The organism is Aeromonas sp. SE22 (assembly GCF_038739755.1).
Lineage (GTDB): Bacteria > Pseudomonadota > Gammaproteobacteria > Enterobacterales > Aeromonadaceae > Aeromonas > Aeromonas jandaei.
In genome coordinates this window covers 17,497-42,833 of record NZ_JBCGFD010000009.1, presented here as the reverse complement: position 1 = coordinate 42,833, position 25,337 = coordinate 17,497, and the positions used below count along the sequence as shown (strand labels likewise).

Annotated in this window: 24 protein-coding genes; 13 read left to right on the top strand and 11 right to left on the bottom strand. The window is 59.6% G+C overall.

Annotated elements, in window-relative coordinates:
• The first annotated feature begins 82 nt into the window (after positions 1-82).
• The 4 genes from AAHA39_RS14305 to lipA all read left to right on the top strand — a co-directional run bounded on the left by AAHA39_RS14305 (position 83) and on the right by lipA (position 3,528).
• On the top strand, positions 83-1,279 hold the full coding sequence (locus AAHA39_RS14305; protein ID WP_033112718.1) for a D-alanyl-D-alanine carboxypeptidase family protein: 1,197 nt from the start codon (positions 83-85) through the stop codon (positions 1,277-1,279).
• Positions 1,280-1,561: 282 nt separating this feature from the next.
• Complete coding sequence (ybeD, locus tag AAHA39_RS14300) at positions 1,562-1,825, top strand: DUF493 family protein YbeD (RefSeq protein WP_005348100.1); 264 nt, start codon at positions 1,562-1,564, stop codon at positions 1,823-1,825.
• 63 nt (positions 1,826-1,888) lie between these two features.
• Positions 1,889-2,566, top strand: coding sequence for a lipoyl(octanoyl) transferase LipB (lipB, locus tag AAHA39_RS14295; RefSeq protein WP_033112719.1), 678 nt, complete (start codon positions 1,889-1,891; stop codon positions 2,564-2,566).
• Positions 2,563-3,528, top strand: coding sequence for a lipoyl synthase (lipA, locus tag AAHA39_RS14290; protein WP_041209955.1), 966 nt, complete (start codon positions 2,563-2,565; stop codon positions 3,526-3,528). Before lipB ends, lipA begins: the two co-directional genes overlap by 4 nt.
• A 393-nt stretch (positions 3,529-3,921) precedes the next feature.
• Here the strand turns inward: lipA and AAHA39_RS14285 are convergent, their stop codons facing one another.
• Both AAHA39_RS14285 and AAHA39_RS14280 read right to left on the bottom strand, forming a co-directional pair.
• A complete protein-coding gene (locus AAHA39_RS14285) occupies positions 3,922-4,482 on the bottom strand; it encodes an NUDIX domain-containing protein (RefSeq protein ID WP_182927999.1) in 561 nt (186 codons plus the stop codon).
• Between the two features lie 7 nt (positions 4,483-4,489).
• Positions 4,490-5,290 (bottom strand): DUF2989 domain-containing protein, encoded by an 801-nt coding sequence (locus AAHA39_RS14280; protein WP_156853066.1) that lies wholly within the window; start codon positions 5,288-5,290, stop codon positions 4,490-4,492.
• 211 nt (positions 5,291-5,501) lie between these two features.
• Between AAHA39_RS14280 and AAHA39_RS14275 the strand changes: the two genes are divergently transcribed.
• Together AAHA39_RS14275 and AAHA39_RS14270 are read left to right on the top strand one after the other, a co-directional pair.
• Positions 5,502-6,935, top strand: a complete 1,434-nt coding sequence (locus tag AAHA39_RS14275; protein ID WP_320656370.1) for a glyceraldehyde-3-phosphate dehydrogenase — start codon at positions 5,502-5,504, stop codon at positions 6,933-6,935.
• A gap of 40 nt (positions 6,936-6,975) precedes the next feature.
• Positions 6,976-7,269 (top strand): YeaC family protein, encoded by a 294-nt coding sequence (locus tag AAHA39_RS14270; protein WP_005335194.1) that lies wholly within the window; start codon positions 6,976-6,978, stop codon positions 7,267-7,269.
• Between the two features lie 252 nt (positions 7,270-7,521).
• Here AAHA39_RS14270 and ansA read toward each other — a convergent pair whose 3' ends face one another.
• On the bottom strand, positions 7,522-8,529 hold the full coding sequence (gene ansA / locus AAHA39_RS14265; protein WP_005354141.1) for an asparaginase: 1,008 nt from the start codon (positions 8,527-8,529) through the stop codon (positions 7,522-7,524).
• A gap of 441 nt (positions 8,530-8,970) precedes the next feature.
• Here ansA and gltS point away from each other — a divergent pair, with 441 nt between their 5' ends.
• Positions 8,971-10,170, top strand: a complete 1,200-nt coding sequence (gene gltS / locus AAHA39_RS14260) for a sodium/glutamate symporter (protein ID WP_042029850.1) — start codon at positions 8,971-8,973, stop codon at positions 10,168-10,170.
• 198 nt (positions 10,171-10,368) lie between these two features.
• On the opposite strand, the gene AAHA39_RS14255 is transcribed toward gltS, so the two are convergent.
• Positions 10,369-12,240, bottom strand: coding sequence for a methyl-accepting chemotaxis protein (locus AAHA39_RS14255; protein WP_255938267.1), 1,872 nt, complete (start codon positions 12,238-12,240; stop codon positions 10,369-10,371).
• Positions 12,241-12,495: 255 nt separating this feature from the next.
• Between AAHA39_RS14255 and prfB the strand changes: the two genes are divergently transcribed.
• The 5 genes from prfB to AAHA39_RS14230 all read left to right on the top strand — a co-directional run bounded on the left by prfB (position 12,496) and on the right by AAHA39_RS14230 (position 19,627).
• Positions 12,496-13,594, top strand: a protein-coding gene (prfB, locus tag AAHA39_RS14250; RefSeq protein WP_104014039.1) for a peptide chain release factor 2 whose coding sequence is annotated in 2 segments (ribosomal slippage) — positions 12,496-12,570 and positions 12,572-13,594 — 1,098 coding nt in all. Because the reading frame shifts where the segments join, the coding sequence is not laid out codon by codon here.
• Positions 13,595-13,610: 16 nt separating this feature from the next.
• Positions 13,611-15,146 (top strand): lysine--tRNA ligase, encoded by a 1,536-nt coding sequence (gene lysS, locus AAHA39_RS14245; protein ID WP_033112728.1) that lies wholly within the window; start codon positions 13,611-13,613, stop codon positions 15,144-15,146.
• Between the two features lie 197 nt (positions 15,147-15,343).
• Positions 15,344-17,134, top strand: coding sequence for an assimilatory sulfite reductase (NADPH) flavoprotein subunit (locus AAHA39_RS14240; RefSeq protein ID WP_320656397.1), 1,791 nt, complete (start codon positions 15,344-15,346; stop codon positions 17,132-17,134).
• Positions 17,134-18,858: an assimilatory sulfite reductase (NADPH) hemoprotein subunit gene (cysI, locus tag AAHA39_RS14235; RefSeq protein ID WP_320656369.1), complete on the top strand. Its 1,725-nt coding sequence runs from the start codon at positions 17,134-17,136 to the stop codon at positions 18,856-18,858. Before AAHA39_RS14240 ends, cysI begins: the two co-directional genes overlap by 1 nt.
• Positions 18,859-18,868: 10 nt before the next feature.
• Positions 18,869-19,627, top strand: a complete 759-nt coding sequence (locus AAHA39_RS14230) for a phosphoadenylyl-sulfate reductase (RefSeq protein ID WP_320656368.1) — start codon at positions 18,869-18,871, stop codon at positions 19,625-19,627.
• Positions 19,628-19,681: 54 nt separating this feature from the next.
• Here AAHA39_RS14230 and folA read toward each other — a convergent pair whose 3' ends face one another.
• The 4 genes from folA to AAHA39_RS14210 all read right to left on the bottom strand — a co-directional run bounded on the left by folA (position 19,682) and on the right by AAHA39_RS14210 (position 22,022).
• Complete coding sequence (gene folA / locus AAHA39_RS14225) at positions 19,682-20,173, bottom strand: type 3 dihydrofolate reductase (RefSeq protein ID WP_279010308.1); 492 nt, start codon at positions 20,171-20,173, stop codon at positions 19,682-19,684.
• A gap of 18 nt (positions 20,174-20,191) precedes the next feature.
• Positions 20,192-20,659, bottom strand: a complete 468-nt coding sequence (locus AAHA39_RS14220; RefSeq protein ID WP_033112733.1) for a threonine/serine exporter family protein — start codon at positions 20,657-20,659, stop codon at positions 20,192-20,194.
• Positions 20,656-21,453, bottom strand: a complete 798-nt coding sequence (locus AAHA39_RS14215) for a threonine/serine exporter family protein (protein ID WP_042029862.1) — start codon at positions 21,451-21,453, stop codon at positions 20,656-20,658. The genes AAHA39_RS14220 and AAHA39_RS14215 overlap by 4 nt, the downstream gene beginning before the upstream one ends.
• 233 nt (positions 21,454-21,686) lie before the next feature.
• Entirely contained in the window at positions 21,687-22,022 is a 336-nt protein-coding gene (locus tag AAHA39_RS14210; protein WP_320656367.1) for a DUF3135 domain-containing protein, read from the bottom strand.
• 402 nt (positions 22,023-22,424) lie between these two features.
• Here AAHA39_RS14210 and mog point away from each other — a divergent pair, with 402 nt between their 5' ends.
• Entirely contained in the window at positions 22,425-22,955 is a 531-nt protein-coding gene (gene mog / locus AAHA39_RS14205) for a molybdopterin adenylyltransferase (protein ID WP_320656366.1), read from the top strand.
• 91 nt (positions 22,956-23,046) lie between these two features.
• On the opposite strand, the gene AAHA39_RS14200 is transcribed toward mog, so the two are convergent.
• The 3 genes from AAHA39_RS14200 to AAHA39_RS14190 form a co-directional block, all read right to left on the bottom strand.
• A complete protein-coding gene (locus AAHA39_RS14200; RefSeq protein ID WP_033112736.1) occupies positions 23,047-23,448 on the bottom strand; it encodes a DUF2541 family protein in 402 nt (133 codons plus the stop codon).
• 173 nt (positions 23,449-23,621) lie between these two features.
• Positions 23,622-23,831, bottom strand: coding sequence for a YgdI/YgdR family lipoprotein (locus AAHA39_RS14195; protein ID WP_033112737.1), 210 nt, complete (start codon positions 23,829-23,831; stop codon positions 23,622-23,624).
• 201 nt (positions 23,832-24,032) lie between these two features.
• The gene (locus AAHA39_RS14190) at positions 24,033-25,325 is read right to left on the bottom strand and encodes a sulfurtransferase (RefSeq protein WP_320656365.1); all 1,293 of its coding nucleotides are present in this window, start codon (positions 25,323-25,325) and stop codon (positions 24,033-24,035) included.
• Between the last annotated feature and the right edge of the window lie 12 nt (positions 25,326-25,337).

Below are 25,337 nucleotides of genomic sequence, written 5' to 3'. Positions count from 1 at the left end.
CCATGTCGGGCTATAACCTGCGGGCGCATCTGGTATAGTTAGGCCCGCATTTTATCCCCATCTGGATCGCAGGAATTTCAAGATGTCCAAATTTGCCCGTTCAGTTCTTCTGGCCTCACTGATCAGCGCCACCGCTCAGGCCAATACCCCGATGCCGGCTCCTACTCCGAACAGCAACCCGGTTGTTGTTCCCGCCGCACCCGAGATCTCCGCCAAGGCCCATATTCTGATCGACTACTACTCCGGTCAGGTGCTGGCCGAGCAGAACGCCGAAGAGCGCCTGCCGCCCGCCAGTCTGACCAAGATGATGACCTCCTACATCATCGGCCAGGAGCTGCTGAAGGGGAACATCAAGCGCACCGACATGGTGACCATCAGCCAGAACGCCTGGTCCAAGAACTACTCCGACTCCTCCAAGATGTTTATCGAGGTGGGCAAGCAGGTCTCCGTTGATGACCTGAACAAGGGCATCATCATCCAGTCCGGCAACGACGCCTGCGTCGCCATGGCCGAATTCCTGGCCGGCAGCACCGACTCCTTCGCCAGCCTGATGAACAGCTGGGCCGCCAAGCTCGGCATGAAAGACAGCCACTTCATGAACCCGCACGGTCTGGATGCGGAAGGTCACTACAGTACTGCTCACGATATGGCCCGTCTGGGTCAGGCGCTGATCCGCGACCTGCCGGAGGAGTACAAGATCTACTCCCAGAAGTCTTTCGTCTTCAACGGCATCACCCAGCACAACCGCAACCGTCTGCTGTGGGATCAGTCCCTGCAAGTTGACGGCATCAAGACCGGCCACGTCAGCCAGGTCGGCTACAACCTGGTCTCCTCCGCCACCAACAACGAAGGCATGCGCCTGATCGCCGTGGTGCTGGGTGCCAACAGCGAAGCCTCCCGCGCCGCCGAGAGCAAGAAGCTGCTCACCTACGGCTTCCGTTTCTTCCAGAGCCTGACCCCCTACAAGGCGGGCACCGTACTGGTCACCCAGAAGATCTGGATGGGTGACAAGCCGGAAGTGAAACTGGGCGTCGACAAGGATATCTCCGTGCTGGTCACCCGCGGTCAGGGCAACAACCTCAAAGCGGACTTCCAGCTTGAGAGCGAACTGAAAGCCCCGCTGGCCAAGGGTCAGCGCGTTGGTACCGTGTTCCTGAAACAGGGTGACAAGGAGATCAAGCAGGTTCCGCTGGTTGCCCTGGAAGATGTACAAGAGGGTGGCCTGATGAGCCGTCTGTGGGACTACCTGGTGATGCTGGTCTCCAGCTGGTTCAAGTAATCGGGACGCACAATCCTCACCATACAGCGGCGCCAACAGGCGCCGCTGCTGTTTCTGGTGGCTCCAGCCAGTGAATAACCCTGTAAACTGCAGGTTCCGCCCCATGCCGATTTGTGGTAAAAAGCACCACCCCCACTCATGTCTGACGATCCGGGCCTTGATCCCGGCACGGGCCATGCCCATATAGACTTGAGATGGCGGCCCTCGCGGGCCATCGGCCAAGCGCCAAACAAGAGTGCGTCATCCCGTGACGACGCCATGAAGACACCCAAAGGTGAGTAAATGAATACCAAGTTTGACGAACTGCTGGAGTTTCCCTGCAAATTCCCGTTCAAGGTACTCGGCATTGCCGACCCGGCGCTGCCGGACATGGTGGTTGAAGTGCTGCAGCAGCACGCCCCCGGCACCTACAGCCCGACCGTCCAGCCCAGCTCCAAGGGCAACTACCACTCGGTTCGCGTGACCGTGACTGCCCAGAGCAAGGAGCACATCGAAGCGATGTACACCGCCCTTGGCAAGATCGAGCTGGTGAAGTACGTACTGTAATGTCTCTCTCGCCCCGTTCTGCGGGGCGACTGTTTTTGGCCATTGAGCCGCCGTGAGGAAGCCATGTCATCCGGGATCCCCGCCCAGAACACGCTTATCGTCAGACATCTGGGTCGCCGCCCCTACCAGCCGGTATGGGACGCCATGAAAGCCTTCACCGACAACCGCACCGGCGACACCCCGGACGAGTTCTGGGTGGTCGAACACGATCCCGTCTACACCCAGGGTCAGGCCGGCAAGGCCGAACACCTGCTCAACCCGGGCAACATTCCGGTGGTGCAGAGCGATCGCGGCGGTCAGGTGACCTATCACGGCCCGGGCCAGCTGGTGCTCTACGTACTGGTGGATGTACGCCGCTGCAAGTTTTCGGTGCGCGAGCTGGTGACGGCGCTGGAGACGGCCATCATCAACACCCTGGCGAAAAGCGATATCGCCGCCTACGCCAAGGCTGATGCTCCCGGGGTCTATGTGAAAAACGACCTCGGCATGGAGGCCAAGCTGGCCTCGCTCGGCCTGCGCATCCGCAAGGGGTGCTCGTTCCACGGGCTGGCCCTCAACGTCAACATGGACATGACCCCCTTCCTGCACATCAATCCGTGCGGCTATGCGGGCATGGCCATGACCCAGACCAGCGCCCTGGGCGGCCCGCAAAGCGTGGCCGAGGCGCAATCCATTCTGGTGGCCGAGCTGGCCCGCCTGATTGGCTATCAAACAATAACAAACACCGAGAGTGAATCATGAGCAAACCCGTTCGTATGGAGCCGGGCGTCAAGCTGCGCGATGGCGACAAGATGGCCCTGATCCCGGTGAAATTCATGCCGGATCCCAACGAGGAACTTCTTCGCAAGCCGGACTGGATGCGGATCAAGCTGCCTCCCTCCAGCCAGAAGATCGAGCACATCAAGAGCACCCTGCGCAAGAACAAACTGCACTCGGTATGTGAAGAGGCCTCCTGCCCCAATCTGGCGGAGTGCTTCAACCATGGCACCGCCACCTTCATGATCATGGGCGCCATCTGCACCCGTCGCTGCCCCTTCTGCGACGTGGCCCACGGCCGTCCGCTCCCCCTAGATCCGGAAGAGCCGAAGAAGCTGGCGCTGACCATCAAGGAGATGAACCTCAAGTACGTGGTGATCACCTCGGTGGACCGCGACGATCTGCGCGACGGCGGTGCCCAGCACTTCGCCGACTGCATCCGCGAGATCCGCGAGCACAGCCCGCAGACCCGTATCGAGATCCTGACCCCGGACTTCCGCGGCCGGATGGAGCAAGCCCTTGAGGTGTTCCGCGAGACCCCGCCGGATGTGTTCAACCACAACCTGGAAACCGCGCCGCGCATGTATCGTGTTGCCCGCCCGGGTGCCGACTACAAGTGGTCGCTGGAGCTGCTGCGCCGCATCAAGGAGATGCACCCCCACGTGCCGACCAAGTCCGGTCTGATGATGGGCCTTGGCGAGACCAACGAAGAGATCGTCGAGGTGCTTAAAGATCTGCGCGCCCACGGCGTCAACATGCTGACTCTGGGCCAGTATCTGCAGCCGAGCCGCCACCACCTGCCGGTGAAGCGCTACGTGCCGCCCGCAGAGTTCGACGAGCTGAAAGATGTCGCCATGGAGCTGGGCTTTACCCACGCTGCTTGCGGCCCCTTCGTGCGCTCCTCCTACCACGCGGATCTGCAAGCCAAGGGCGAAGAGGTTAAATAACCTCGCAGGAAAGAGGTGTGACCCCCCCCTCCTTTCGCCAGCAGCAACAAAAAGAGCGCCCCGAGGCGCTCTTTTTTATAGCTCATCTCTTTTTATGGCTCATCTCTGTTGGCTGATGCTGCGGCTATCAAGGCTGCCGATGCCCCCCGCATACATCGATTTAGCTGGTATGGCGACATATCGGACGCCTCTGCTGGCCAGCATGGCCGGCAAGCCGGACGCACCGACAAGGCAAGATTGTCTCATCAGTGCAACAGGTAGAAAATTCCAACCGATTTATTTGCAACAATCTGAGCCATGAAGCCGTCCGCTATACGAGCAGGCGAGGCGCGCTGCCACCCCCGATATAGACGACAACGAGAGGCATAGCGCCCCCCTTGTCACTCCTGATGGTCACTCCTCCTCGAAGCGCCCCTGCTGATGCCAGCGCTGCAACTGGGCCAGCACCCGGGTTTCCCGCGCCGTCCACTGGGGGCATGGCCCCGCCAGTTGGGTCTTGTTGGTCTGCAGCGCCTCATCGATTGCAAACCAGCCCGGCACAAACCCAAGCCGGATCTCGTAGGGTTGCGGCTGCGGCGCCACCAGCTGCTCGCCAATCCGGCACAGATAGTAGAGCGAGCGGATGCAGTAGGCATCGAACCCCAGCTCGCGGGCGGCGCGATACTCGCGGGTCTCGCCAAGCAGGGCGCCAACGTCCAGCAGCTCGGCACCGCACTCCTCCAGCAGCTCGCGGGCCAGCGCCACATGGTGGCTCTCCCCCGCCTCGATCCCGCCACCGGGGAACATCAGATCGCCGTTGACCCGGGAGTGAACCAGCAGCAGCTCGTCGCCGCGCAGCACCACGGCGCGCACCGTGAGGCGCTCCAGGGTACGGCCATCGGTGGTTATCTCTCCATGCACAAACGAGAGGTCGAAGGGCTCGGGCCAGACGCTGGCCCCGGATGGGTTGCTCATCATCTCCTCAGGGTCGGTAGCTGCCGCCTTGCAGTTGCCGGACGATCTCGGCCGCCTGGGCATCGAGGGCATCCTGACGGGGTTTGCTCAGGCTGTAGTAGAGGCCAAAACGCTTGGCGGAGACCTCGGGGTTGTTCGGGAAGGCTTCGCTCACCTTGCCCCACAGATAGGCCTGCTCATACTGCTTCTGGCCCATGTAGAGGGTGCTGAGGGAGGTGAGCAGACGGCTGTTGACCTGCTCCCCCTCGCGATAGAGGGAGAGGCCGTGGTGCAGGATGGCGATGGCCTTGTCCGGCTCGCTCTTGGCATAGATGCCGGCCAGCACCAGCTGCAGGTCGGGCTCTTCCAGCCCCTTGCTCCCCTCCTGCGCCAGAAACTGCTGGCGAGCCCGCTCGTCACTGTTGTTGGTCCAGTGCCAGAGCAGCAGGTAGGGGTCCTGCGAGTTGCGGGTCGCCGCATCGAGCCGGGCCAGCTGATCGCCGGCGGCCAGCATCCCCTCTACCCGCGGGCTCTTCTGCTCGCGGGCCCGCTTGTACTCGATGTTGGTGGAGTGCTCGGCGCACTTGATGTAACGCTCCAGACTGCGCATCAGCTCGTAGCTGCGGCGATCGCTCTGCTCCTCTTGCAGATAGAAGCGGCTGCGAATGACATCGGTGCGCTCGTAGCGGCACCAGCCGTCGTCCACCAGATCCTGACAGAGCTCGGGGTGATTGCTGCAGATGGTGTGGAGCCGATCGTTATCGCAACCGGCGACGGCAAGGCCGGCCGAGAGGATAAAGAGCGGTTGTCGCAGGGCTGTGGGGATCATGGCTCACATCTGGTTGATAACAGTGACTGGCAACAACTGGAGCCTTATGTGGCCACCTTCGGCTAGCAAACCGGTTACATATCCATTACAATGCGCGCGCCGTATAAGGCCGCGATTGCAGAATACTATAACGAAATCGACACCCCTACACTGATCTGCATTCGACGAATTTTCTATTTGCACCAACAACGTGAAATAAAGGATCTGGTCAATGACCCACGAGCACTATCTGCAAACGTGGCAGGAGAGCCAGGAGCTCGCCGAAGCCATGCAGCCCTTGATTGGTCGCCTCTACCGACAACAAGGGGTCGAGATCACCCTCTACGGCCGCCCGCTGCAAAACGCCTCCACCATCGATATCCTCAAGGCCCATCGGGTCGTTCGCCGCCACCAGGGCGCTCCCCTCCCCATCCAGCAAAGCTTCCCCCTGCTCCAGGCCATCGTTGCCCTCAAACCCACCGCCGCCGAGGTTGACCTTGGCAAGCTGGCAGTCGGCTACTGGCAGGATCATCAGGATGAGGCGGGGATCGAGGACTATCTGCAAGCGCGACTGGCACCGGCCCTTGGCCGCAGCCAGATGCCGCAGCCGACCGACGTAGTGCTCTACGGCTTTGGCCGCATCGGCCGCCTGCTGGCCCGATTGCTGATCGAGCGCACCGGCGCCGCCAATCCGCTGCGCCTGCGCGCCATCGTGGTACGTGGCGGTCGCGACGGGGATCTGGAAAAACGCGCCAGCCTGCTGCGCCGCGACTCGGTGCATGGCCCCTTCAACGGCTCCATTGAGGTGGATGCGGAGCGCAGCGCCATCATCGCCAACGGTACCTTCATTCAGGTGATCTACGCCAACAGCCCGGCCGACATCGACTACACCGCCTACGACATTCACGATGCGCTGATCGTCGACAACACCGGGGTCTGGCGCGATGAGGCGGGTCTCTCCGAGCACCTGAAAGCGCGCGGTGCCGGCAAGGTGCTGCTGACCGCTCCCGGCAAGGGGGAGATGAAGAACGTGGTGTTCGGGGTCAACCATGAGGTGATCGGGCCGGATGACAGGATCATCTCCGCCGCCTCCTGCACCACCAACGCCATCACTCCTGTGCTCAAGGTGATGCAGGAGCGGTACGGCATCCGCCACGGCCACGTGGAGACGGTCCACTCCTACACCAACGATCAGAACCTCATCGACAACTATCACAAGGGCGAGCGCCGCGGTCGCAGCGCGGCCCTCAACATGGTGATGACCAGCACCGGCGCCGCCAAGGCGGTGGCCAAGGCGCTGCCGGAACTCAAGGGCAAGCTGACCGGCAACGCCATCCGGGTGCCGACCCCCAACGTCTCACTGGCCATCATCAATCTGTCGCTGGAGCAGGCCACCGATCGGGAGAGCCTCAACGCCTATCTGCAACAGATGGCGCTGAGCTCGGCCCTGCATCGCCAGATCGACTTCAGCGCCAGCACCGAGCTGGTCTCCTCCGACATGGTGGGTTCCCGTTATGCGGGCATCGTCGACTCCCAGGCGACCATCGCCGAGGGGGATCACTGTGTGCTCTACGTATGGTATGACAACGAGTTCGGGTACAGTTGTCAGGTAGTGCGGGTGATGGAGCAGATGGCTGGCGTTGTCCGCCAGGATCTGCCTGCCTGATCCCGATTCGTCATGACTCAATGTGCAAGGAGAAGGCCGGATGTCGTTTCAACAGGGTGAGTTTTTGCAAGCAATCAGGCAGATGCCAGAAGAGGTGTACGAGCGGCTCAAGACCGCAGTCGAGCTGGGCAAGTGGCCCGATGGCAAGCCCCTGACCGACGAGCAGAAGGCCACGTCGCTACAGGCTGTGATGGCCTGGCAGGCGATGCACCTCGACAACCCGGAGCACATGAACATCGGTCGTGACGGCGAGATCGTGATGAAGAGCAAGAGCGAGCTCAAACGTCAGTATCGCGACGAAGAAGAGATAGTGCGGGTCGACCTTAACCACTGAGCCTGACCCGGCAGGCCGCTTGCTGCGGCCAGAACAGAGAGGGGAGCCATCATGGCTCCCCTCTTTTTCCTATCTATGCTGGATGACTCATCCCCACCCCTTCTCCTGCCTGGGGAGAAAGGAGCAGGCTCACAGCCTGCGGAGAGTAAGCGGGCCACCTGCCGGCGATCTTCATGGCAAGCCTCGTGGCCAACAGCACCTCGATCTATCCCCTCTCCCGCCGGGAGAGGGTTAGGGTGAGGGCCGCAACGCTCAGGGAGTCAGTTCCCCGCGCAGCGACTGCTGCATCAGCTCGCGAATGCGGTGGGATGGCAAGTCCTGGCTCAGCAGGAAGTGGAGCTTGGTGAGCGCCGCTTCAGCGGTCATGTCAAAGCCCGAGATGACCCCGGCCCGCGACAGGGCGTTGCCAGTGGCATAGCCCCCCATATTGACCTTGCCGTGCAGGCACTGGCTCAGGTTGACGATGATGACGCCGCGGGCCGATGCCTCGGAGAGCAGCGCCAGCATGGCCGGGTTTTGCGGCGCATTGCCGACCCCGAACGAGAGCAGGATCAGCGCCTTCACCGGCTGTTGCAGGATGTTGGCGATCACCTCGCTGGAGATACCCGGATAGAGGGTCACCACGCCGATGGGCTGGGGAGTGATGTCGTGCAGCACCAGCGGCCGCTCGGAGGGCACGCCCAGCTCGCCCGCTTCCAGCGAGATGGCGATCCCGGCATTGAGCAGCGGCGGATAGTTGGGCGAATCGAAGGCGTGGAAGCCGTCTGCATGCACCTTCTTGCTGCGGTTGCCGCGATAGAGCTGATTGTTGAAGAACAGCGTCACCTCGTGGATCGGGTAGTTGGCCGCGATATAGAGGGCGTTGAGCAGGTTCTGCTGACCGTCGGAGCGCAGCTCGGCGAGCGGGATCTGGGAGCCGGTGATGATGACCGGTTTGTGCAGATCTTCGAGCATGAAGGAGAGCGCCGAGGCGGTGAACGACATGGTGTCGGTGCCATGCAAAATGACGAAACCGTCGTACTTGTCGTAGTTGTCGCGAATATCCTCGGCGATGCGCTGCCAATCCGCCGGGGTCATGTCGGAGGAGTCGATGAGAGGGGCATATTCGTGGATATGGTAATCCGGCATCTCGGGGCGATGGAACTCGGGCATCCGCGCCAGACAGTCTTCCATAAAGCCCGCCATCGGCACATAACCGTGGTCGGAACGCTGCATCCCTATGGTGCCGCCTGTGTAGGCGATGTAGATGGACTTCTTCACACCCTCTCCTCTCTGTGGGCCGAAAACCCGCGAATGATAAACCATGCGGGGCGAACCAACTGCTCGGATCCCGTCCGTTTCCGCCGCGGGCTGGAAACCGGCGAATTATAGAGACTGACGCCTCAAATGACAGCCGTTCTCTGCGCCTTTTCGGCGTTTAGTTGCCATACCTCAATGGTGTTAAATTTCACAATAAGACACTAAAACGAGCATTAATACGACAAAGATGGAATTAAACGATGCTTTTTGCTACAATCCGGCGGATTTTACTAAAATCTCATCTGGATGCCTGAGCATTTCAGGTCCGCACAAGCCCCATATTTGCTGGGGCGGGGAGATGTTTCCCCTTCTTTGCTGGCACATAAGCCACACTGTTTTTATCCCGGCTGAATCTGTGAGTCTTCACCCCGAAGGCACAGCCAATCAACATGGGAGTACTGAATGTTACAACTTGATTCCTACGCCACCCTGGTCGCTGCCACTCTGGTACTGCTGCTTGGCCGCATGCTGGTCACCCGTGTCGGACTGCTGCGCACCTTCAACATCCCAAAACCGGTCGCAGGCGGTCTGGTCGTTGCCCTGATCCTGCTGCTGCTGCGCTCTACCATGCAGCTGGAGCTGCAATTCGATACCAGCCTGCAAACCCCGCTGATGCTGGCATTTTTCGCCTCTATCGGTCTCTCTGCCGATCTCGCCAGCCTGAAACGCGGCGGCAAGGCGGTGGTCACCTTCCTGATGGTGGTCACAGGCCTGCTGCTAGTGCAGAACAGTCTGGGGGTTACGCTGGCCACCATGCTGGGCCTTGATCCCCACATGGGGCTGCTGGCCGGTTCCATCACCCTCTCCGGCGGTCACGGTACCGGCGCGGCCTGGAGTGCCACTTTCTCCGAGAAGTACGGGGTGCAGTCCGCCGCCGAACTGGCCATCGCCTGCGCCACCTTTGGTCTGGTGCTGGGTGGTCTGATCGGTGGCCCGGTAGCCCGCTATCTGGTCAAAAAAGTGGAGGTGCCCGGTGAGGAGCACAACCGCGACGACGCGCCGCAAGGCTTCGAGATGCCCGATATGGAGCGCCCGCTGACCACCTTCAGCCTGATCGAGACGCTGGCCCTTATCGCCATCAGCCTGAAAGGGGGCGAGCTGCTCTCCGCCTACCTCAAGGGGAGTGCACTGGAGCTGCCCATCTTCGTCTGCGTGCTGTTTGTCGGCGTGCTGCTGCGCAACCTGCTCACCCTCTTCAACTGGCATGAGGTAAGCGATCGCGAAGTCTCCCTGCTCGGCAACGTCAGTCTGTCGCTGTTCCTGGCGATGGCACTGATGAGCCTGAAACTGTGGGATCTGGCCAGCCTGGCGCTGCCCATCTTCATCCTGCTGGCCGCCCAGACCGTGGCGATGGCGCTCTACGCCATCTTCGTCACCTTCCGGGTCATGGGCAAAAATTACGATGCGGCCGTGCTGGCGGCGGGTCACTGCGGCTTTGGCCTAGGTGCCACCCCGACCGCGATTGCCAACATGCAGGCCATCACCCAGCGCTTCGGCCCCTCCCACCTGGCGTTTCTGGTGGTGCCCATGGTGGGCGCCTTCTTTATCGACATCATCAACGCCATGGTGATCAAGCTGTTTATGGCAATGCCATTCCTCTAATACCCCTTCCTGTCAGACGTATAAGAACAGAGCCCACCTTTGGTGGGCTCTGTCATTTCTGCATGCGGGCGACCTCGGCTCGTCACTCTTTCTGCACCTCATTCGTTCGGTCATTCCTGCGAGATAGATAAATAAAAAGCCCCGCACTCGGCAGAGTGCGGGGCTTTCTCGGGCGGCCGTGCTGCCGCGCTTCAGAACTTACAGGATAAAGGTCGAGACCTGCTTGTTGAGGTCGGTCGCCCGCCCCTTGAGGCTCTCGGCCTGATCCAGATCGCGCATCGCAGCGGCGGTGATCTCGTCACTCACATCCTTGATGGCAGTGGTGTTCTGGGTGATCTCGCCGGTGACCTGAGTCTGCTCCTCGGCAGCGGTGGCGATCTGGCCAGCCATGTCGGAGATGAGCGATACGGCCTGGGTGATCTCCTCCAGCGCAGCAGCGGCGGCATCGGCATCCTGCACGCTGTTGTCCGCCAGCCCCTGACTGGTCTGCATCAGGCTCACCGCGCGGGCAGTGGTCTGCTGCAGGGTCTCGATGGTGGCGTGGATCTCCTGGGTGGAGTCTTGGGTACGCTTGGAGAGCACCCGCACCTCATCAGCCACCACGGCAAAGCCGCGGCCCTGCTCACCGGCGCGAGCTGCTTCGATGGCGGCGTTCAGTGCCAGCAGGTTGGTCTGCTCGGCAATGCCCTGAATGGTGGAAAGAATGCCGGAGATGGCCTGAGCATGACGGCTCAGCTCGCCGATAACCTCGGTGGCCTGCCCCACCTCTTGCGCCAGATTGTTGATGGAGGCGCGAGTCTTGTGCACCAGCTTCTTGCCCTGTTCGCTGCTCATGGTCGATTGCTGGGCAGCGGCGGCGGTGTTTTCGGCGTTGCCGGCGATCTCCATGGTGGCGCTTGCCATCTCGGTGACCGCAGTGGCGACCATGGTCACCTCCTGCTGTTGACGCTGCAGCTCGTCCACGGCGGCCTGGTTGGTCACCAGACTGCGCTCGGCATCGGCGTTCAACTCGTTGGCCAGCTGGCGGATATTGGCGATCAGCTGGTGCTGGCTGCCGACGAAGCGGTTGAAGCTGTTGGCCAGCTGACCCACTTCATCGTTGGCGTCGATCTTGATACGCTGGGTCAGGTCACCATTACCATCGGCGATGCGAGCCAGTGCCTGGGATACCTTGCTGAGCGGGCCAAGCAGCATGCTGACCAGCCAGGAGATGGCGAGGATGCTGCCCACCAGCACCAGCAGCGCCAGACCGAGCTGGGTCATCAGCAGGGAGGAGAGCGGCGCCTCAAGGGTATCCTTGTCCAGCACCAGTACCAGCTCCCAGTCGGTATCGGGAATGTCGGTCGCCCACAGCAGCTTGTCACGCCCTTCGTTTTCGAAGTAGGCAGGCACCAGCCCCTGACTCGCCTTGCTCTGTTCGATCAGGGCATTGGTCAGATCGTTGTCGATCTCGGTGGCCGGCTTCATCGCCTTGGCGGCATCCTTGTAGGCGATGACGGTGCCATCCTTGTGCATCATGATGGCAAAGCCGTCGGCCGGCAGTTTCATCTTGGTGACGTCTTCCACCAGCGAAGCGATGGAAAGGTCGCCCCCCACTACGCCACCCTGAGCCGGCTGGGCCAGGGTCACCACCATGATGTTGTAGGCCACATCCAGATAGGGTTTGGTCACGATGAGACCCCCCTTGGCCATGGCTTCCTGATACCAGCCACGGGAGCGCGGGTCATAGCCACTGCGGTTGATGGAGGGATCGGAGTCGTTCATCTTGCCGCTGCTCTCGCCAAAATAGGTGAGCTGGAAGCGGCCGGAAACCTGTGCCTGTTGCAGGGCGTTGAGGGGCTCGGCTCCCGCCTTGCTGCCCAGCGCCTGAATGACGTCGCGACGGGCTGCGAGCCAGTCGCTGACGCTGGTGGCCTGCTGGTTGCCAAGACGCTGAACCTGCTCCTGGCTGCCCTGCAGCAACAGGTTTTTCTGGCTGCTATAGCTCTGCCAGGAGAGCATCAGGATCACCAACGAAAGGGCAATCACCACCGACAACAGTATCTTCTGTTTGAGTGATAGGTTTTTCATCATCTGTTCTTCTTATTTGAGGTTAGGAAGCAGTTATGTCGTATGTACACCGAACGCTAGTAGTCATTAGCGACCCCCTGCTCCAAAACTGAACAGGAAAATGGATCGACGGGCGATATTTTCTCCCGATGCGCGGAAAACTGCATCAGAAATTGCTCACATGGCGCGCGTAAACTCAGGCAACCCTGTTTATTCCTTCCACAATTGGCTAGAATGACCCGTTTTCAAATCACATCGATCCTGAGAGTTTTCACGATGTTCGAAGTTAATCCCGTTTTAAATAAACTTAAGGAGCTGTCTGAGCGGACCGAGCTTCTTAGGGGGTACCTTTGACTATGACGCCAAGAAAGAGCGTCTGGAAGAGGTCAATGCCGAGCTGGAACAGCCGGATGTATGGAATGAACCCGAGCGCGCACAGGCGCTGGGCAAAGAGCGCGTAGCGCTGGAAAACGTAGTCGGCACCATCGACACCCTGACCCAGGGCGTAGATGACGTCGAGATGCTGGTCAGCCTGGCCGTGGAAGGGGAAGACGAAGAGACCTTCAACGAAGCCATCGCCGAATCCGAGCAACTGGAAGCCAAGCTGGTGGACCTCGAGTTCCGCCGCATGTTCTCCGGCCAGCACGACGGCTCCGACTGCTATATCGATATTCAATCCGGCTCCGGTGGTACCGAAGCGCAGGATTGGGCCAACATGGTGCTGCGCATGTATCTGCGCTGGGGCGATGCCCACGGTTACAAGCCCGAGCTGATTGAATGCTCCGAGGGCGACGTGGCCGGCATCAAGTCCGCCACCATCAAGTTCACCGGCGAATATGCCTTCGGCTGGCTGCGTACTGAAACCGGCGTGCACCGTCTGGTACGCAAATCCCCGTTCGACTCTGGCGGTCGCCGCCACACCTCTTTCTGTTCTGTGTTCGTCTACCCGGAAATCGACGACGATATCGAAATCGATATCAACCCCGCCGACCTGCGTATCGACGTCTACCGCGCCTCCGGTGCCGGTGGTCAGCACGTTAACCGTACCGAATCCGCGGTGCGTATTACCCACGTTCCGACCGGTGTCGTGGTACAGTGCCAGAACGACCGCTCCCAGCACAAAAACAAAGACCAGTGTATGAAGCAGCTGAAAGCCAAGCTCTATGAGCTGGAAATTCAGAAGCAGAATGCCGAAAAACAAGCCCTGGAAGAGACCAAGTCCGATATCGGATGGGGCAGCCAGATCCGTTCCTATGTGCTGGATGACTCCCGTATCAAGGATCTGCGCACCGGCGTCGAAACCCGTAATACCCAATCGGTGCTCGACGGTGACTTGGACAAGTTTATCGAAGCCAGCCTGAAATCAGGTCTGTAAACAAGCAGGAATCACCATGTCTGAACAAACCATCACTCCGGAAGTCGATCAAACACTCGAACTCAACAACGAGATGACTGAGCGTCGTTCCAAGCTGGCCGCCCTGCGCGCCCAGGGCAATCCTTTCCCCAACGACTTCCGTCGTGACAGCCTCTCCGGCGATCTGCAGGCAGAGTTTGGCGACAAGAGCGCCGAGGAGCTGACGAGCCTGGGTAAACGGGTGAAGATTGCCGGTCGCATCATGACCCGCCGGATCATGGGCAAGGCTTCTTTCGCCACCCTGCAGGACATGGCCGGCAAGATCCAGGTCTACGTCACTCGCGACGACCTGCCGGAAGGTTTCTACAACGAGCAGTTCAAGAAGTGGGATCTGGGCGACATCGTGGGTGTCGAAGGTACTCTGTTCAAGACCCAGACCGGTGAACTCTCCATCCATGTCTCCGACATCCGTCTGCTGACCAAGGCGCTGCGTCCGCTGCCCGAGAAGCACAAGGGTCTGACCGACCAGGAAGCTCGCTGCCGTCAGCGTTATCTGGACCTGATCGCCAACGAAGAGTCCCGCAAGACCTTCGTAACCCGTACCAAAGTGGTTGCCGGTATCCGTAAGTTCCTGAACGACAAGCGTTTCATGGAAGTGGAAACCCCCATGATGCAAGTCATCCCGGGTGGAGCTTCTGCCCGTCCGTTCATCACCCACCACAATGCGCTGGACATCGACATGTACCTGCGTATTGCTCCGGAACTCTATCTGAAGCGTCTGGTGGTTGGTGGTTTCGAGCGTGTCTACGAGATCAACCGTAACTTCCGTAACGAAGGTATCTCCGTTCGCCATAACCCCGAGTTCACCATGCTCGAGTTCTATATGGCCTACGCCGACTACATCGACCTGATGGACCTGACCGAAGAGATGCTGCGCACTCTGGCACAGGACATTCTGGGCGACACCAAGATCCGTTACGCCAAAGAGGGCGAAGAGGGTCTGACCATCGATTTCGGTCAGCCGTTCCAGCGCCTCTCCATGGTTGACTCCATCCTGAAGTACAACCCGGATGTGACCCGTGACGATCTGGCCACTCTGGAGAAGGCGACTGCCGTCGCCAAGCGCCTGAAGATCGAGCTGATGAAGAGCTGGGAACTGGGCCATGTGATCACCGCGATCTTCGAAGAGACCGTTGAACACATGCTGCTGCAACCGACCTTCATCACCGAGTATCCGGCTGCCGTTTCTCCGCTGGCCCGCCGCAACGACGTGAACCCGGATGTCACCGACCGCTTCGAATTCTTCATCGGTGGCCGCGAGCTGGCCAACGGCTTCTCCGAGCTGAACGATGCAGAAGATCAGGCCGAGCGCTTCCAGGCTCAGGTTGACCAGAAAGCCGCAGGCGATGACGAAGCCATGTTCTACGACGCCGACTTCGTTACCGCGCTGGAGCACGGCCTGCCGCCGACTGCCGGTCAGGGTATCGGTATCGACCGTCTGGTAATGCTGTTCACCAACAGCCACACCATCCGCGACGTTATCCTGTTCCCGGCTCTGCGTCCGCAGAAGTAAGGTTCATGCCCGCCGGGATCCATCCCGAGCGCGATAGCTTGAAAACGCCCCGCCACTGCGGGGCGTTTTTTTATCCCGTTTGCCACTGCATACCTTTCTAAATGCAATAATGGAATAAAGGTTATATTTTTATTCTTTGTTGCTATCCATCACACCCCTTAACCTGACCACAACTCAGACCATGGAAGACGTGTGTGATGCAATTGAAGGACTCCCTGATCAACCTGACTCCCCTCTCCGACGAGCAGCAACGCCAGCTAAGCCAGGTGCTCGCCACCCTCAATACCCAGCAGCTTGCCTGGGTGAGCGGATATCTCTACGGGCTCTCCCAGACCGGCTTGCAGCCTGCCGTGACCGGTGCAGCCGCCGCTGCCCCCGGTGGCAGCCTGACCATTCTCTACGGCTCCCAGACCGGCAACGCCAAAGGTGTCGCCGGCGCCATCAAGGCGCAGGCAGAGGCCCGCGGCCTGCCCGTTACCCTCGCGTCGATGGCAGACTACAAACCCAAGCAGCTCAAGAAAGAGAGCCACCTGCTGGTGGTAGTGAGCACTTACGGGGAGGGTGAACCGCCGGAGAGCGCCGTCGACCTCCACGACCAGCTGAAGAAAGGCAAGATAGGCAAACTCGAGGGCCTCAAGTTCGCCGTGCTGGGGCTGGGTGACAGCTCCTACGAATTTTTCTGCCAGACCGGCAAAGATTTTGACGACTTCCTCGCCAAAGCGGGGGCCGAGCGCATTCACGAACTCGCCAGCCTCGATGTGGACTATCAGGATGCAGCCAGGAACTGGGGCGAGCAGGCCATCAATGCCATTGCCGCGACCCTCCCCACCGGAGCGGCCAGCAGCAGCGTGGCCAGCGCGGTGCAGCAGGCGGTTGGCCACAGCCAGTACAGCAAGGAGAACCCCTTCCCTGCCCGCCTGTCGGTCAATCAGAAGATCACCGGCCGGGATTCCACCAAGGATATCCGCCACATCGAGATCAACCTTGAAGAGTCTGGCCTCAGCTACCAACCCGGGGATGCCCTCGGCGTCTGGTTCGACAACGATGCCGAGCTGGTTAGTGAAGTACTGGCCCTGACCGGCCTCTCTGGCGATGAAGCCACGGCCCACGGCACTTTGCGAGCAACCCTGACCGGCCACTTTGAGCTGACCCGGCTGCACGGCGGCTTTATCACAGGACTTGCTGACATATCAGGCAACGCGGCGCTGAAAGATCTGGCCGGCGATAAGGCCCAGGTCAATGGGCTGGTCGCTTCAGCCCAGATTGTGGATGTACTGAAGCGCTTCCCAACCGACCTCACGGCCGAGCAGCTCATCGGCCTGCTGCGCCCCCTCACCCCGCGCCTCTACTCCATCGCATCAAGCCAGCGCGAAGTGGAAGATGAGGTACACCTGACCGTTGGGGTGGTGCGCTATCCGCAAGAGGACGGCACGGTGCGCAGTGGGGGCGCCTCTTCGTTCCTCGCTGATCGCCTTGAAGAGGGCGCCGAGGTACGGGTGTTTGTCGAGCACAACGATAACTTCCGCCTGCCGCAAAACCCCGACACCCCCGTCATCATGGTGGGCCCGGGTACCGGCATCGCCCCGTTCCGTGCCTTTATGCATGAGCGTGAAGCCATTGGGACCTCGGGCAAGAACTGGCTCTTCTTCGGCAATCCGCACTTTACCCAGGATTTCCTCTATCAGGTGGAGTGGCAGCGTTATGTGAAATCGGGGCTACTGTCGAAGATCTCGCTGGCCTTCAGTCGGGATCAGGCCCACAAGATTTATGTGCAGGACCGCCTGCGCGAAGCGGGCCAGGAGCTCTATCAGTGGCTGGAAGCAGGCGCTCACTTCTATGTGTGTGGTGACGCCAACAAGATGGCCAAGGATGTGCAGGAGGCCCTGCTGGATGTGATTGCCGAACACGGTCACAAGAGCCGTGAGGAAGCAGAAGAGTATTTGAGCGAATTGCGTCGTGCCAAACGTTATCAAAGGGATGTCTATTGATGAGCAAACAACCTCTTTCTCACCCAAAAGCGGGACCGGTCGAAGGACCGCTGGCCGACAACGAGCGCCTCAAACGCGAAAGCAACTTTCTGCGCGGCACCATAGAACAGGATCTGCAGGACCCACTCACCGGCGGCTTCAATGGCGACAACTTCCAGCTGATCCGCTTCCACGGCATGTACCAGCAGGATGACCGCGATATCCGCCCGGAGCGCGCGGCACAAAAGCTGGAGCCGCTGCACAACGTCATGCTGCGTGCCCGTCTGCCCGGCGGCATCATTACTCCGGCTCAGTGGCAGGTGATCGACAAGTTCGCCGAAGAGAATACCCTCTATGGCAGTATCCGTCTCACCACCCGGCAGACCTTCCAGTTTCACGGCGTATTGAAGCGCGACATCAAGCTGATGCATCAGACCCTGAGCAGCACCGGCATCGACAGTATCGCCACTGCAGGCGATGTGAACCGCAACGTGCTCTGCACCAGCAACCCGGTGGAGTCCGAGCTCCATCAGGAAGCCTACGAGTGGGCCAAGAAGATCTCCGAGCATCTGCTGCCCAAAACCCGTGCCTACGTGGAGATCTGGCTGGACGGTGAAAAACTGGGACAGGATGAGGAGCCAATCCTGGGTTCCAACTACCTGCCGCGCAAATTCAAGACCACTGTGGTGATCCCGCCTCACAACGATGTGGACATCCACGCCAACGATCTCAACTTCGTGGCCATTAGCGATCACGGCAAGCTGGTGGGCTTTAACGTGCTGGTGGGGGGTGGCCTCGCCATGACCCACGGCGACACCAGCACCTATCCACGCAAGGCGAGCGACTTTGGTTTTATTCCGCTCTCCCACGTTCTGGAGGTGGCGGCTGCCGTGGTCAGCACCCAGCGCGACTGGGGCAACCGGGTCAATCGCAAGAACGCCAAGACCAAGTACACCCTCGAACGTGTTGGCGTCGAGGCCTTCAAGGCCGAGGTGGAGAGCCGCGCCGGCATCCAGTTTGGTGAAGTGCGCCCCTATGAATTCACCAGCCGTGGCGACCGTTTCGGTTGGGTCGAGGGGATCGACGGCAAGCATCACCTCACTCTGTTTATCGAGAATGGCCGCCTGCTGGACTTCCCGGGCAAGCCGCTCAAGACCGGCATGCTGGAGATCGCCAAGGTGCATCAGGGGGATTTTCGCCTGACCGCCAACCAGAACCTGATCATCGCGGGCGTCCCGGCTGCCGAGAAGGCCCGCATCGAAGGGCTGGCACGCCAGTACGGCCTGCTGGATGACGGCGTCAGCGAGCAGCGCAAGCAGTCGATGGCCTGCGTGGCCCTGCCTACCTGCCCGCTGGCGATGGCCGAGGCGGAGCGCATGCTGCCCGCCTTCGTCACCGAACTTGAAGGGCTGCTGGCCAAGCACGAGCTGGCGAACGATGCCATCGTCTTCCGGGTCACCGGCTGCCCCAACGGCTGCGGCCGCGCCATGCTGGCCGAAGTAGGTCTGGTGGGCAAGGCGCCCGGCCGCTACAACCTGCATCTGGGCGGCAACCTCGAAGGGACGCGCATTCCGCGCATGTACCGGGAGAACATTACCGAGCCGCAGATCCTGAGCGAACTCGACACACTGATCGGCCGCTGGGCCAGCGAGCGCGAACCGGGCGAAGGGTTTGGCGACTTCGTCATCCGCGTCGGTATCGTCGCACCAGTGGTCAACTCGGCCATCGACTTCTACGCCGCCTGAGGGGGATATCATGACTCTCGATCTCGACCACCTGCTGACCCTGACCCGGGACGAACAGGTTGAGGCACTGGCTCCCCATAACCGGGAGCTGGAGCAGATGAGTGCCGCCGAGCGGGTACGCTGGGCGCTGGCCAACCTGCCGGGTGGCCATATCCTGTCGTCGAGCTTTGGCATTCAGGCGGCGCTGATGCTGCATCTGGTGAGCCGCGAGCAACCGCAGATTCCGGTGGTGCTGACCGATACCGGTTATCTCTTCCCCGAGACTTACCGCTTTATCGACGAGCTGACCGAGCGTCTTGGGCTCAACCTGCAAACCTATCGGGCGGTACTCACCCCCGCCTGGCAGGAGGCGCGTTATGGCAAGTTGTGGGAGCAGGGAGTGGAAGGGATCACCCGCTACAACCAGCTCAACAAGGTGGAGCCGATGGACCGCGCCCTGCAGGAGCTGGGGGCCCGCACCTGGTTCTCGGGGCTGCGCCGCGAGCAATCGGGCAGCCGCCAAGGATTGCCGGTACTGGCCATCCAGCGCGGCCGCTTCAAGTTTCTGCCGGTGATCGACTGGAGCAACAAGGATGTGCACTACTACCTCAAAGAGTTCGACCTCCCCTACCACCCCTTGTGGGAGCAGGGTTACCTCTCGGTGGGCGACGTACACACCACCACCAGGTGGGAGCCGGGCATGAGCGAAGAGCAGACCCGCTTCTTCGGCCTTAAACGCGAGTGTGGCCTGCACGAAGATAGCGCTGAAAACGGCGGGTCGGGCATCTGACGCCATAACAACAAGGGCACCAGAAGGTGCCCTTGTTGTTTGTGTCATGAGACGTTATTTGCGCAGCCAGGTTTCGAAACGATAGGGATGCGGGTTCTTCTCATCGGCCTGGTGGACTTCACGCTCGACACACAACCACTGCTCATCCGCAAAGGCAGGGAAACGGGTATCCCCTTCCACCTCTAGCTCAATGCGAGTCAGATAGAGGCAATCGGCCTTGGGCAACAGCTCGGCATAGAGGTGCCCGCCCCCGATCACCATCACTTCCGCCACCTCGTTGTCGGCCAGCAGCGCCAGCGCCGCTTCGACGGAACCCACCACCTCGATACCATCGGCCTGATATTCGGGATTGCGGCTGATCACCAGATTACGGCGACCGGGCAGCGGACGACCGATGGATTCGAAGGTCTTGCGCCCCATCAATACCGGCTTGCCAAGGGTGACCCGCTTGAAGTGGGCCAGATCGGCCGGCATGTGCCAGGGCATCTGGTTGTCCTTGCCGATCACCCGATCGTGGGCCATGGCGGCAATCATGGAAATCTTCATTGGGCTTCTCACCATCCGTCAGATTATGGGGCGGTTACGGTACACGACTAGGGAGGGGATCGCCAAACCGAAACTGAGGGCTCCCACGATAAAGAGCGCCTTGAGGCCGTTCTCCACTGCGCTCTGGAGCAAGTTCATGGTCACGCCGTTGATGTTGAGCTCCACCACCGCGATCATGGTCTTGAAGGCGTAGCTGCCCGGGATCATCGGGATGATGGAGGCAACGCTAAACACCGGGCGCGGCGCCAGCAGGCGGCGCGACCAGTAGACACAGACAAAGCCCACGGTGGTGGATGCGGTCAGGGTTGCCCACTCGATAGGCATGCCGTAGTGGATAAGCAGGGTACGCAGACTGTGGGCCAGCGCACCACCCATGGCGCAGTACTTCAGCATTCTCGGCGGCACGTTGAACAACATGGCGAACCCGACGGCCGGAATGGCCGACCAGAAGGCATCCTTGGCCAGTAGCCAGAGCAGATCAATCATACCTTCCACCCCCAGATCCCGGTCACCGACATGGCGAGAATAATGCCAATGGCCGCGCTGATGGTGAGCAGGGTCGCAGTGCCCCAGCGAGCCAGCCCCATGTTGAAGTAGCCCTTCACCATGTCGGAGACGGCATTGATGAGCGGAAAACCCGGCACCAGCAGCAGCACGCTGGCCGCCATGGCGAGATAGGGCTGACTGCCCCAGCCAAAGAAGGTGGCGCTGGAGGCAAGCAGGGTGGCGATAAAGCCGGTCACGGCAAAGTTGATGAGCGGACTGTGGTGGTGGCGGGCCATCAGCTGGCGCACTCGCATCGCGATCGCAGCAGAGAGACAGGTCACCACGAAGATGGGCCAGTCACCGCCAAACAGCAGGCTGAATGCACCGCAGGAGAGCCCCACCATGGGCACCACCAGCCAGGGGTGGTAATGAAAAGGGACAATTGCTTCGAGCCGCAGGCGCACTTCACGGGCACCGATCAGCTCTTTCTCTGCCATGATGCAGATGCGCTGGATCTCGCACACCACCTGCATGTTGATGCCGTGTTCGCGCACCCGCCGGGTGGTAGTGACGCAACTGCCCTGATAGAGGCTGGTGAGTACGATGGCACTGGAGGAGATGGCCATCTCGACGCTCTCCAGACCCAGTGCCATGCCAAGGCGTACCGTGGTCTGCTCGATGATCCGGCTCTCGGCACCAAACTGGGCCAGCATCTGCCCCACCTTGACGATAATGCGGGTGATCTCTGTCTGTTGCTCCCGCGACAGCACCCGTCTTGGTGTGATACTTCTCATAGTCCCTTCGAGTCGTAGCAATAAATTTTGGCCATATTAGCTTAACTTTTATCGCTATTCATCCACCCTTATCACAACTCCCTGAATAATCTATTTGGGCCCAATAAAATAAAACCTCATCACAATTTCATCACCAGCGACACAAGAATTCATAACAAATAAAAAGAGAGTGGCAGGTTCTTATTTTGCCACTCTCCATCAAATCAAGTTTCAATATTAAATATTGCGATAGATTATTTGGGCCGTTTATAGCCGATCAGCCGTATTATTTTACCACTGCCATCGTTTTCAGGCGGAGGCATCTCCTCCTCGCGAAATTGTCGCATTTCACTGCCCATCAGATAAAAGGAGTCCCGCATCATATTCGCAATGCGGATACAGCTGTCGAGGTTGTTTTTTGCCAACCTGCGCTGTCCGTCAATCTTGAACTGGAGCCCGCGCAAACGGCGCCGCTGATCGGGGTTGGCTCGAGCCATCAGCTGTTCAATCTGCTGCTCCAGAATGGCATCCAGCCGGGAGGGTTCACTCGCAGCCAGTTCTTTCAGGGTGTCAAAATCAGGCAACTCCATATGCCCTCCCAGGCAACGCCAACGGGCAGCACAGCCTGTGCTGCATCCCTATCTCGCACTCATTCCACGCTCATCTCTTTCTCTGTATACAATGCCGATATAAGGGGTTCAATCTGCCTGATAACGACCTTCGGGGTATTATTGGTATTGGCCGCTTCTCTCTATTTTAATTGTGTTAAGGATCAAACGATTATTTTTATAATCCGGCCCACCTGCCACTTATAAAATTTTGTCTGATGTAATTTGTTTTTTATTGCCGATTAATTAATTGTTGCTGGATATTTTGCTTCATTCGACACTGGATAATCGTAGTGCGGAAGGCTCAGCTTTTCTGGCGATTTAACTTATCTCACTGATTATGTTATTTTAATTACCACTTTTTCGGATATCCAAGAGCAGACCATGAGCAAGGCAAAAATCGGTATCGTTACCGTCAGCGATCGCGCCAGTGCCGGCATCTACGAAGACCTCTCCGGCAAGGCCATCATCGACACCCTGAACGCCTATCTGACCTCGGAGTGGGAGCCCGTCTATGAGGTGATCCCCGATGAGCAGGATCAGATTGAAGCGACCCTGATCCGGCTGGCGGACGAGGAGCAGTGCTGCCTCATCGTCACTACCGGCGGCACTGGCCCGGCCAAACGGGACGTCACCCCGGAAGCGACCGAAGCGGTATGCGATCGCATGATGCCCGGCTTTGGCGAGTTGATGCGGGCCGAATCCCTCAAGTTTGTACCGACCGCCATTCTGTCGCGCCAGACAGCTGGCCTGCGCGACGATACCCTGATCGTCAACCTGCCGGGCAAACCCAAGTCGATCCGCGAGTGTCTGGATGCGGTTTTCCCCGCCATTCCCTACTGCATCGACCTGATGGAAGGACCCTATCTGGAGTGCTACGAAAGCGTCATCAAGCCATTTCGGCCGAAGAAATAACCCACTTCTGAACAGGCCATAAAAAAATAGTGGCGAGCATTGCTCACCACTATTTTTTTATCCGGTTTTTCACACCGACAAATCGCTTCGCTTATTTACGGCCAAATACTTTCACGCCGGCCTTGCTGCGCTCGGAATTACCGTACACTTCGATTTTCTTTACACAGCGGCGCGAGCCAAGGGATTTCCAGCCGGTCTCGGTATCACCACGCATATCCTGATCGAAATAGATCGTCTTGGTGCGATCACCGCCATATGTGACGACGACTCGATCCAGGGTCAAATCACGCTCTGCCTTCACCTTGATATATTTGGTCTGGCGGCAAATCACCATGGGAATGGTGGCACCATGATCACCGGCCCCCAACAAAATGGTGCGACCGAGGGTGAATTGATCTTCACCGGCATGGCTGGCTGTCGCGACAACCAGCAGAACAGTTCCCAGCAGGGCACGAACGGAAAAACGGGAACGCCAGAGAGCGAGCAGGGACATAACACCTCCAATAAAAAATGGAGCGTCATGATAGTGAAACAACCATAACGGAAGCTGTACCCCGCGGCCAAAAGCAGCGAATTGATAGTGATTTGCTGCGAATGTCGGTAATTTGCATGGATTTAAAAACAACAAGGGCTGCCACTGGCAGCCCTTGTCATCTCATGGCAGGCTCAACGCTCCATGATCTGGGTGACGTCATCCTTTTTGATCATCACTTCGCGCCCTTCGGTATCGTAGTAGCGATACATGCCGGTGCTCTCGTCCAGCTTGGGTTTGCTATCGGTGGTGATCATCTTGCCGTCTTTGGTGCTCATGATGTATTGGGAGCTGCATGCCACCAGCCCCAGCGCACAGATCAGGATCATCATCAGTTGTTTCATCGCCGCTTTTGCCTCCCTCTGCACCCTCACCACGAGGATGATGAGTGAAGCCTAGCTCAACATCATGACACAGTTTGCATCGATTTCGGGAACGGGATCTGCGTCAAAAATCAGTGAGTTAGCCTTTATGACGGCGATGAGTCAGGCACAGGAATAAAAAAGGCCGGACAACTGTCCGGCCTTTTATGCGATCACTATCCGTTACTTGGTCGGCTTGCGCTCGCCGGTCACGGTCGGGTTCTTGGGATCGGAACTCCACTCGTACCAGCCGCCGTCGTAGACGCTGATCCGCTTCCAGTCCATCAGCCAGGCGTAGAAGAAGGCTTCGGAGGCACGCCAGCCAGTACCGCAGTAGAAGGCGGCCTGCTGGGTCGGCTCGATGTTCCACTCATCCCACATGGCGAGGATCTCGCGGGCCGGCTTCATGGTACCGTCCGGGTTATGGAAGTCGCTCATGCTGTTGGCATCGACACCACCATGACCCCACTTGGCCCCCGGGATATCGCCCTTCGGCTTGATGTAGCTGTAGCCGGAGGTGTTGCCGACAAACTCGTCCCAGGTACGCACGCTGACCAGCGCGCTATCGGGCTGCTTGAGCAAGGTCTTGGCCTGATCCAAAGTGGTGTAGTACTCGGGGTGAGCGGGAATGGCCACGCCAAAATCCTTCACCGGCTCATATTTGTTGGGCAGGCCGGTTTCGGTGCGCAGGTGCTGGATAAACCAGGCATCCAGGCCGCCGTCCAGCAGGCGGACATCTTCCACGCCGGCATACATCATCAGATGCGCAGCACGGGCAGCCGCCATGGTGTTGCGACCATAGAGGATCACGGTGGTGTCGTGGCGGATGCCATTCTCCAGCAGCAGCTGTTTAAGCGCCTCGTCAGAGACCTTGTTCCACAGCGGCTCCTCTTCCAGACGGTTGGTATCGATATAACCCGCCCCCGGAATGTGGCTCAGCAGATAGGCCTTGGGTGAACCCCAATCCACTTCAAACAGCTTCCAGTCCCCCTTGGGCGCTGCAGCTACCGGCCGGCCTTCCTGCAGGTCGAGCAACCAGCGCGGATAGACCAGCTGTTGCCAGCGAGCCAGGTGTTCGCGCGGGGCGCTTTGCCAGCCCTGCAGCTCGAACAGCTGCTTGATGCCCTGCATACGCAGCATGCGCGCCACTTCAGCCACTTCGCGCGGCGCACCATACAGTGCGACCGGGCGATCGGCTTTCAGCCCCTTGGTGGCAAGGGCGGCAGGCCAATCCGCATCGCGGTATTTCCACTCGGCGGAGAGGTTCTCGGCGCCGGCCACATGGCCCCCCTGCTTCTCGCCCTCCATGGGCCACCCCTGATAGAAGTAGCTGGCGCGAGTATCCAGGATGACCGCCTGTTTGGCCTTGGCGTCAGCCAGCGAAAGCGGTGGCAACTCGGCTGCAAAGGCGGGCAGGGCACACCAGAGCAGCAAGGTCGCCAGCGCGGCCTGCAAGAAGCGAAGATGTCGTTTCATGGTGATTTCTCG

What these genes read in the sequence shown, in the direction of transcription:
- AAHA39_RS14270 (WP_005335194.1), top strand. Translation starts at nt 6,976, where the DNA reads ATGTCGTTTCAACAGGGTGAGTTTTTGCAAGCAATCAGGCAGATGCCA.
- AAHA39_RS14240 (WP_320656397.1), top strand. Translation starts at nt 15,344, where the DNA reads ATGCAATTGAAGGACTCCCTGATCAACCTGACTCCCCTCTCCGACGAG.
- lipB (WP_033112719.1), top strand. Translation starts at nt 1,889, where the DNA reads ATGTCATCCGGGATCCCCGCCCAGAACACGCTTATCGTCAGACATCTG.
- folA (WP_279010308.1), bottom strand. Translation starts at nt 20,173, where the DNA reads ATGAAGATTTCCATGATTGCCGCCATGGCCCACGATCGGGTGATCGGC.
- AAHA39_RS14275 (WP_320656370.1), top strand. Translation starts at nt 5,502, where the DNA reads ATGACCCACGAGCACTATCTGCAAACGTGGCAGGAGAGCCAGGAGCTC.
- AAHA39_RS14255 (WP_255938267.1), bottom strand. Translation starts at nt 12,240, where the DNA reads ATGAAAAACCTATCACTCAAACAGAAGATACTGTTGTCGGTGGTGATT.
- lysS (WP_033112728.1), top strand. Translation starts at nt 13,611, where the DNA reads ATGTCTGAACAAACCATCACTCCGGAAGTCGATCAAACACTCGAACTC.
- cysI (WP_320656369.1), top strand. Translation starts at nt 17,134, where the DNA reads ATGAGCAAACAACCTCTTTCTCACCCAAAAGCGGGACCGGTCGAAGGA.
- ybeD (WP_005348100.1), top strand. Translation starts at nt 1,562, where the DNA reads ATGAATACCAAGTTTGACGAACTGCTGGAGTTTCCCTGCAAATTCCCG.
- AAHA39_RS14285 (WP_182927999.1), bottom strand. Translation starts at nt 4,482, where the DNA reads ATGAGCAACCCATCCGGGGCCAGCGTCTGGCCCGAGCCCTTCGACCTC.
- AAHA39_RS14210 (WP_320656367.1), bottom strand. Translation starts at nt 22,022, where the DNA reads ATGGAGTTGCCTGATTTTGACACCCTGAAAGAACTGGCTGCGAGTGAA.
- AAHA39_RS14280 (WP_156853066.1), bottom strand. Translation starts at nt 5,290, where the DNA reads ATGATCCCCACAGCCCTGCGACAACCGCTCTTTATCCTCTCGGCCGGC.
- AAHA39_RS14220 (WP_033112733.1), bottom strand. Translation starts at nt 20,659, where the DNA reads ATGATTGATCTGCTCTGGCTACTGGCCAAGGATGCCTTCTGGTCGGCC.
- AAHA39_RS14195 (WP_033112737.1), bottom strand. Translation starts at nt 23,831, where the DNA reads ATGAAACAACTGATGATGATCCTGATCTGTGCGCTGGGGCTGGTGGCA.
- AAHA39_RS14230 (WP_320656368.1), top strand. Translation starts at nt 18,869, where the DNA reads ATGACTCTCGATCTCGACCACCTGCTGACCCTGACCCGGGACGAACAG.
- gltS (WP_042029850.1), top strand. Translation starts at nt 8,971, where the DNA reads ATGTTACAACTTGATTCCTACGCCACCCTGGTCGCTGCCACTCTGGTA.
- AAHA39_RS14190 (WP_320656365.1), bottom strand. Translation starts at nt 25,325, where the DNA reads ATGAAACGACATCTTCGCTTCTTGCAGGCCGCGCTGGCGACCTTGCTG.
- AAHA39_RS14305 (WP_033112718.1), top strand. Translation starts at nt 83, where the DNA reads ATGTCCAAATTTGCCCGTTCAGTTCTTCTGGCCTCACTGATCAGCGCC.
- AAHA39_RS14200 (WP_033112736.1), bottom strand. Translation starts at nt 23,448, where the DNA reads ATGTCCCTGCTCGCTCTCTGGCGTTCCCGTTTTTCCGTTCGTGCCCTG.
- AAHA39_RS14215 (WP_042029862.1), bottom strand. Translation starts at nt 21,453, where the DNA reads ATGAGAAGTATCACACCAAGACGGGTGCTGTCGCGGGAGCAACAGACA.
- lipA (WP_041209955.1), top strand. Translation starts at nt 2,563, where the DNA reads ATGAGCAAACCCGTTCGTATGGAGCCGGGCGTCAAGCTGCGCGATGGC.
- mog (WP_320656366.1), top strand. Translation starts at nt 22,425, where the DNA reads ATGAGCAAGGCAAAAATCGGTATCGTTACCGTCAGCGATCGCGCCAGT.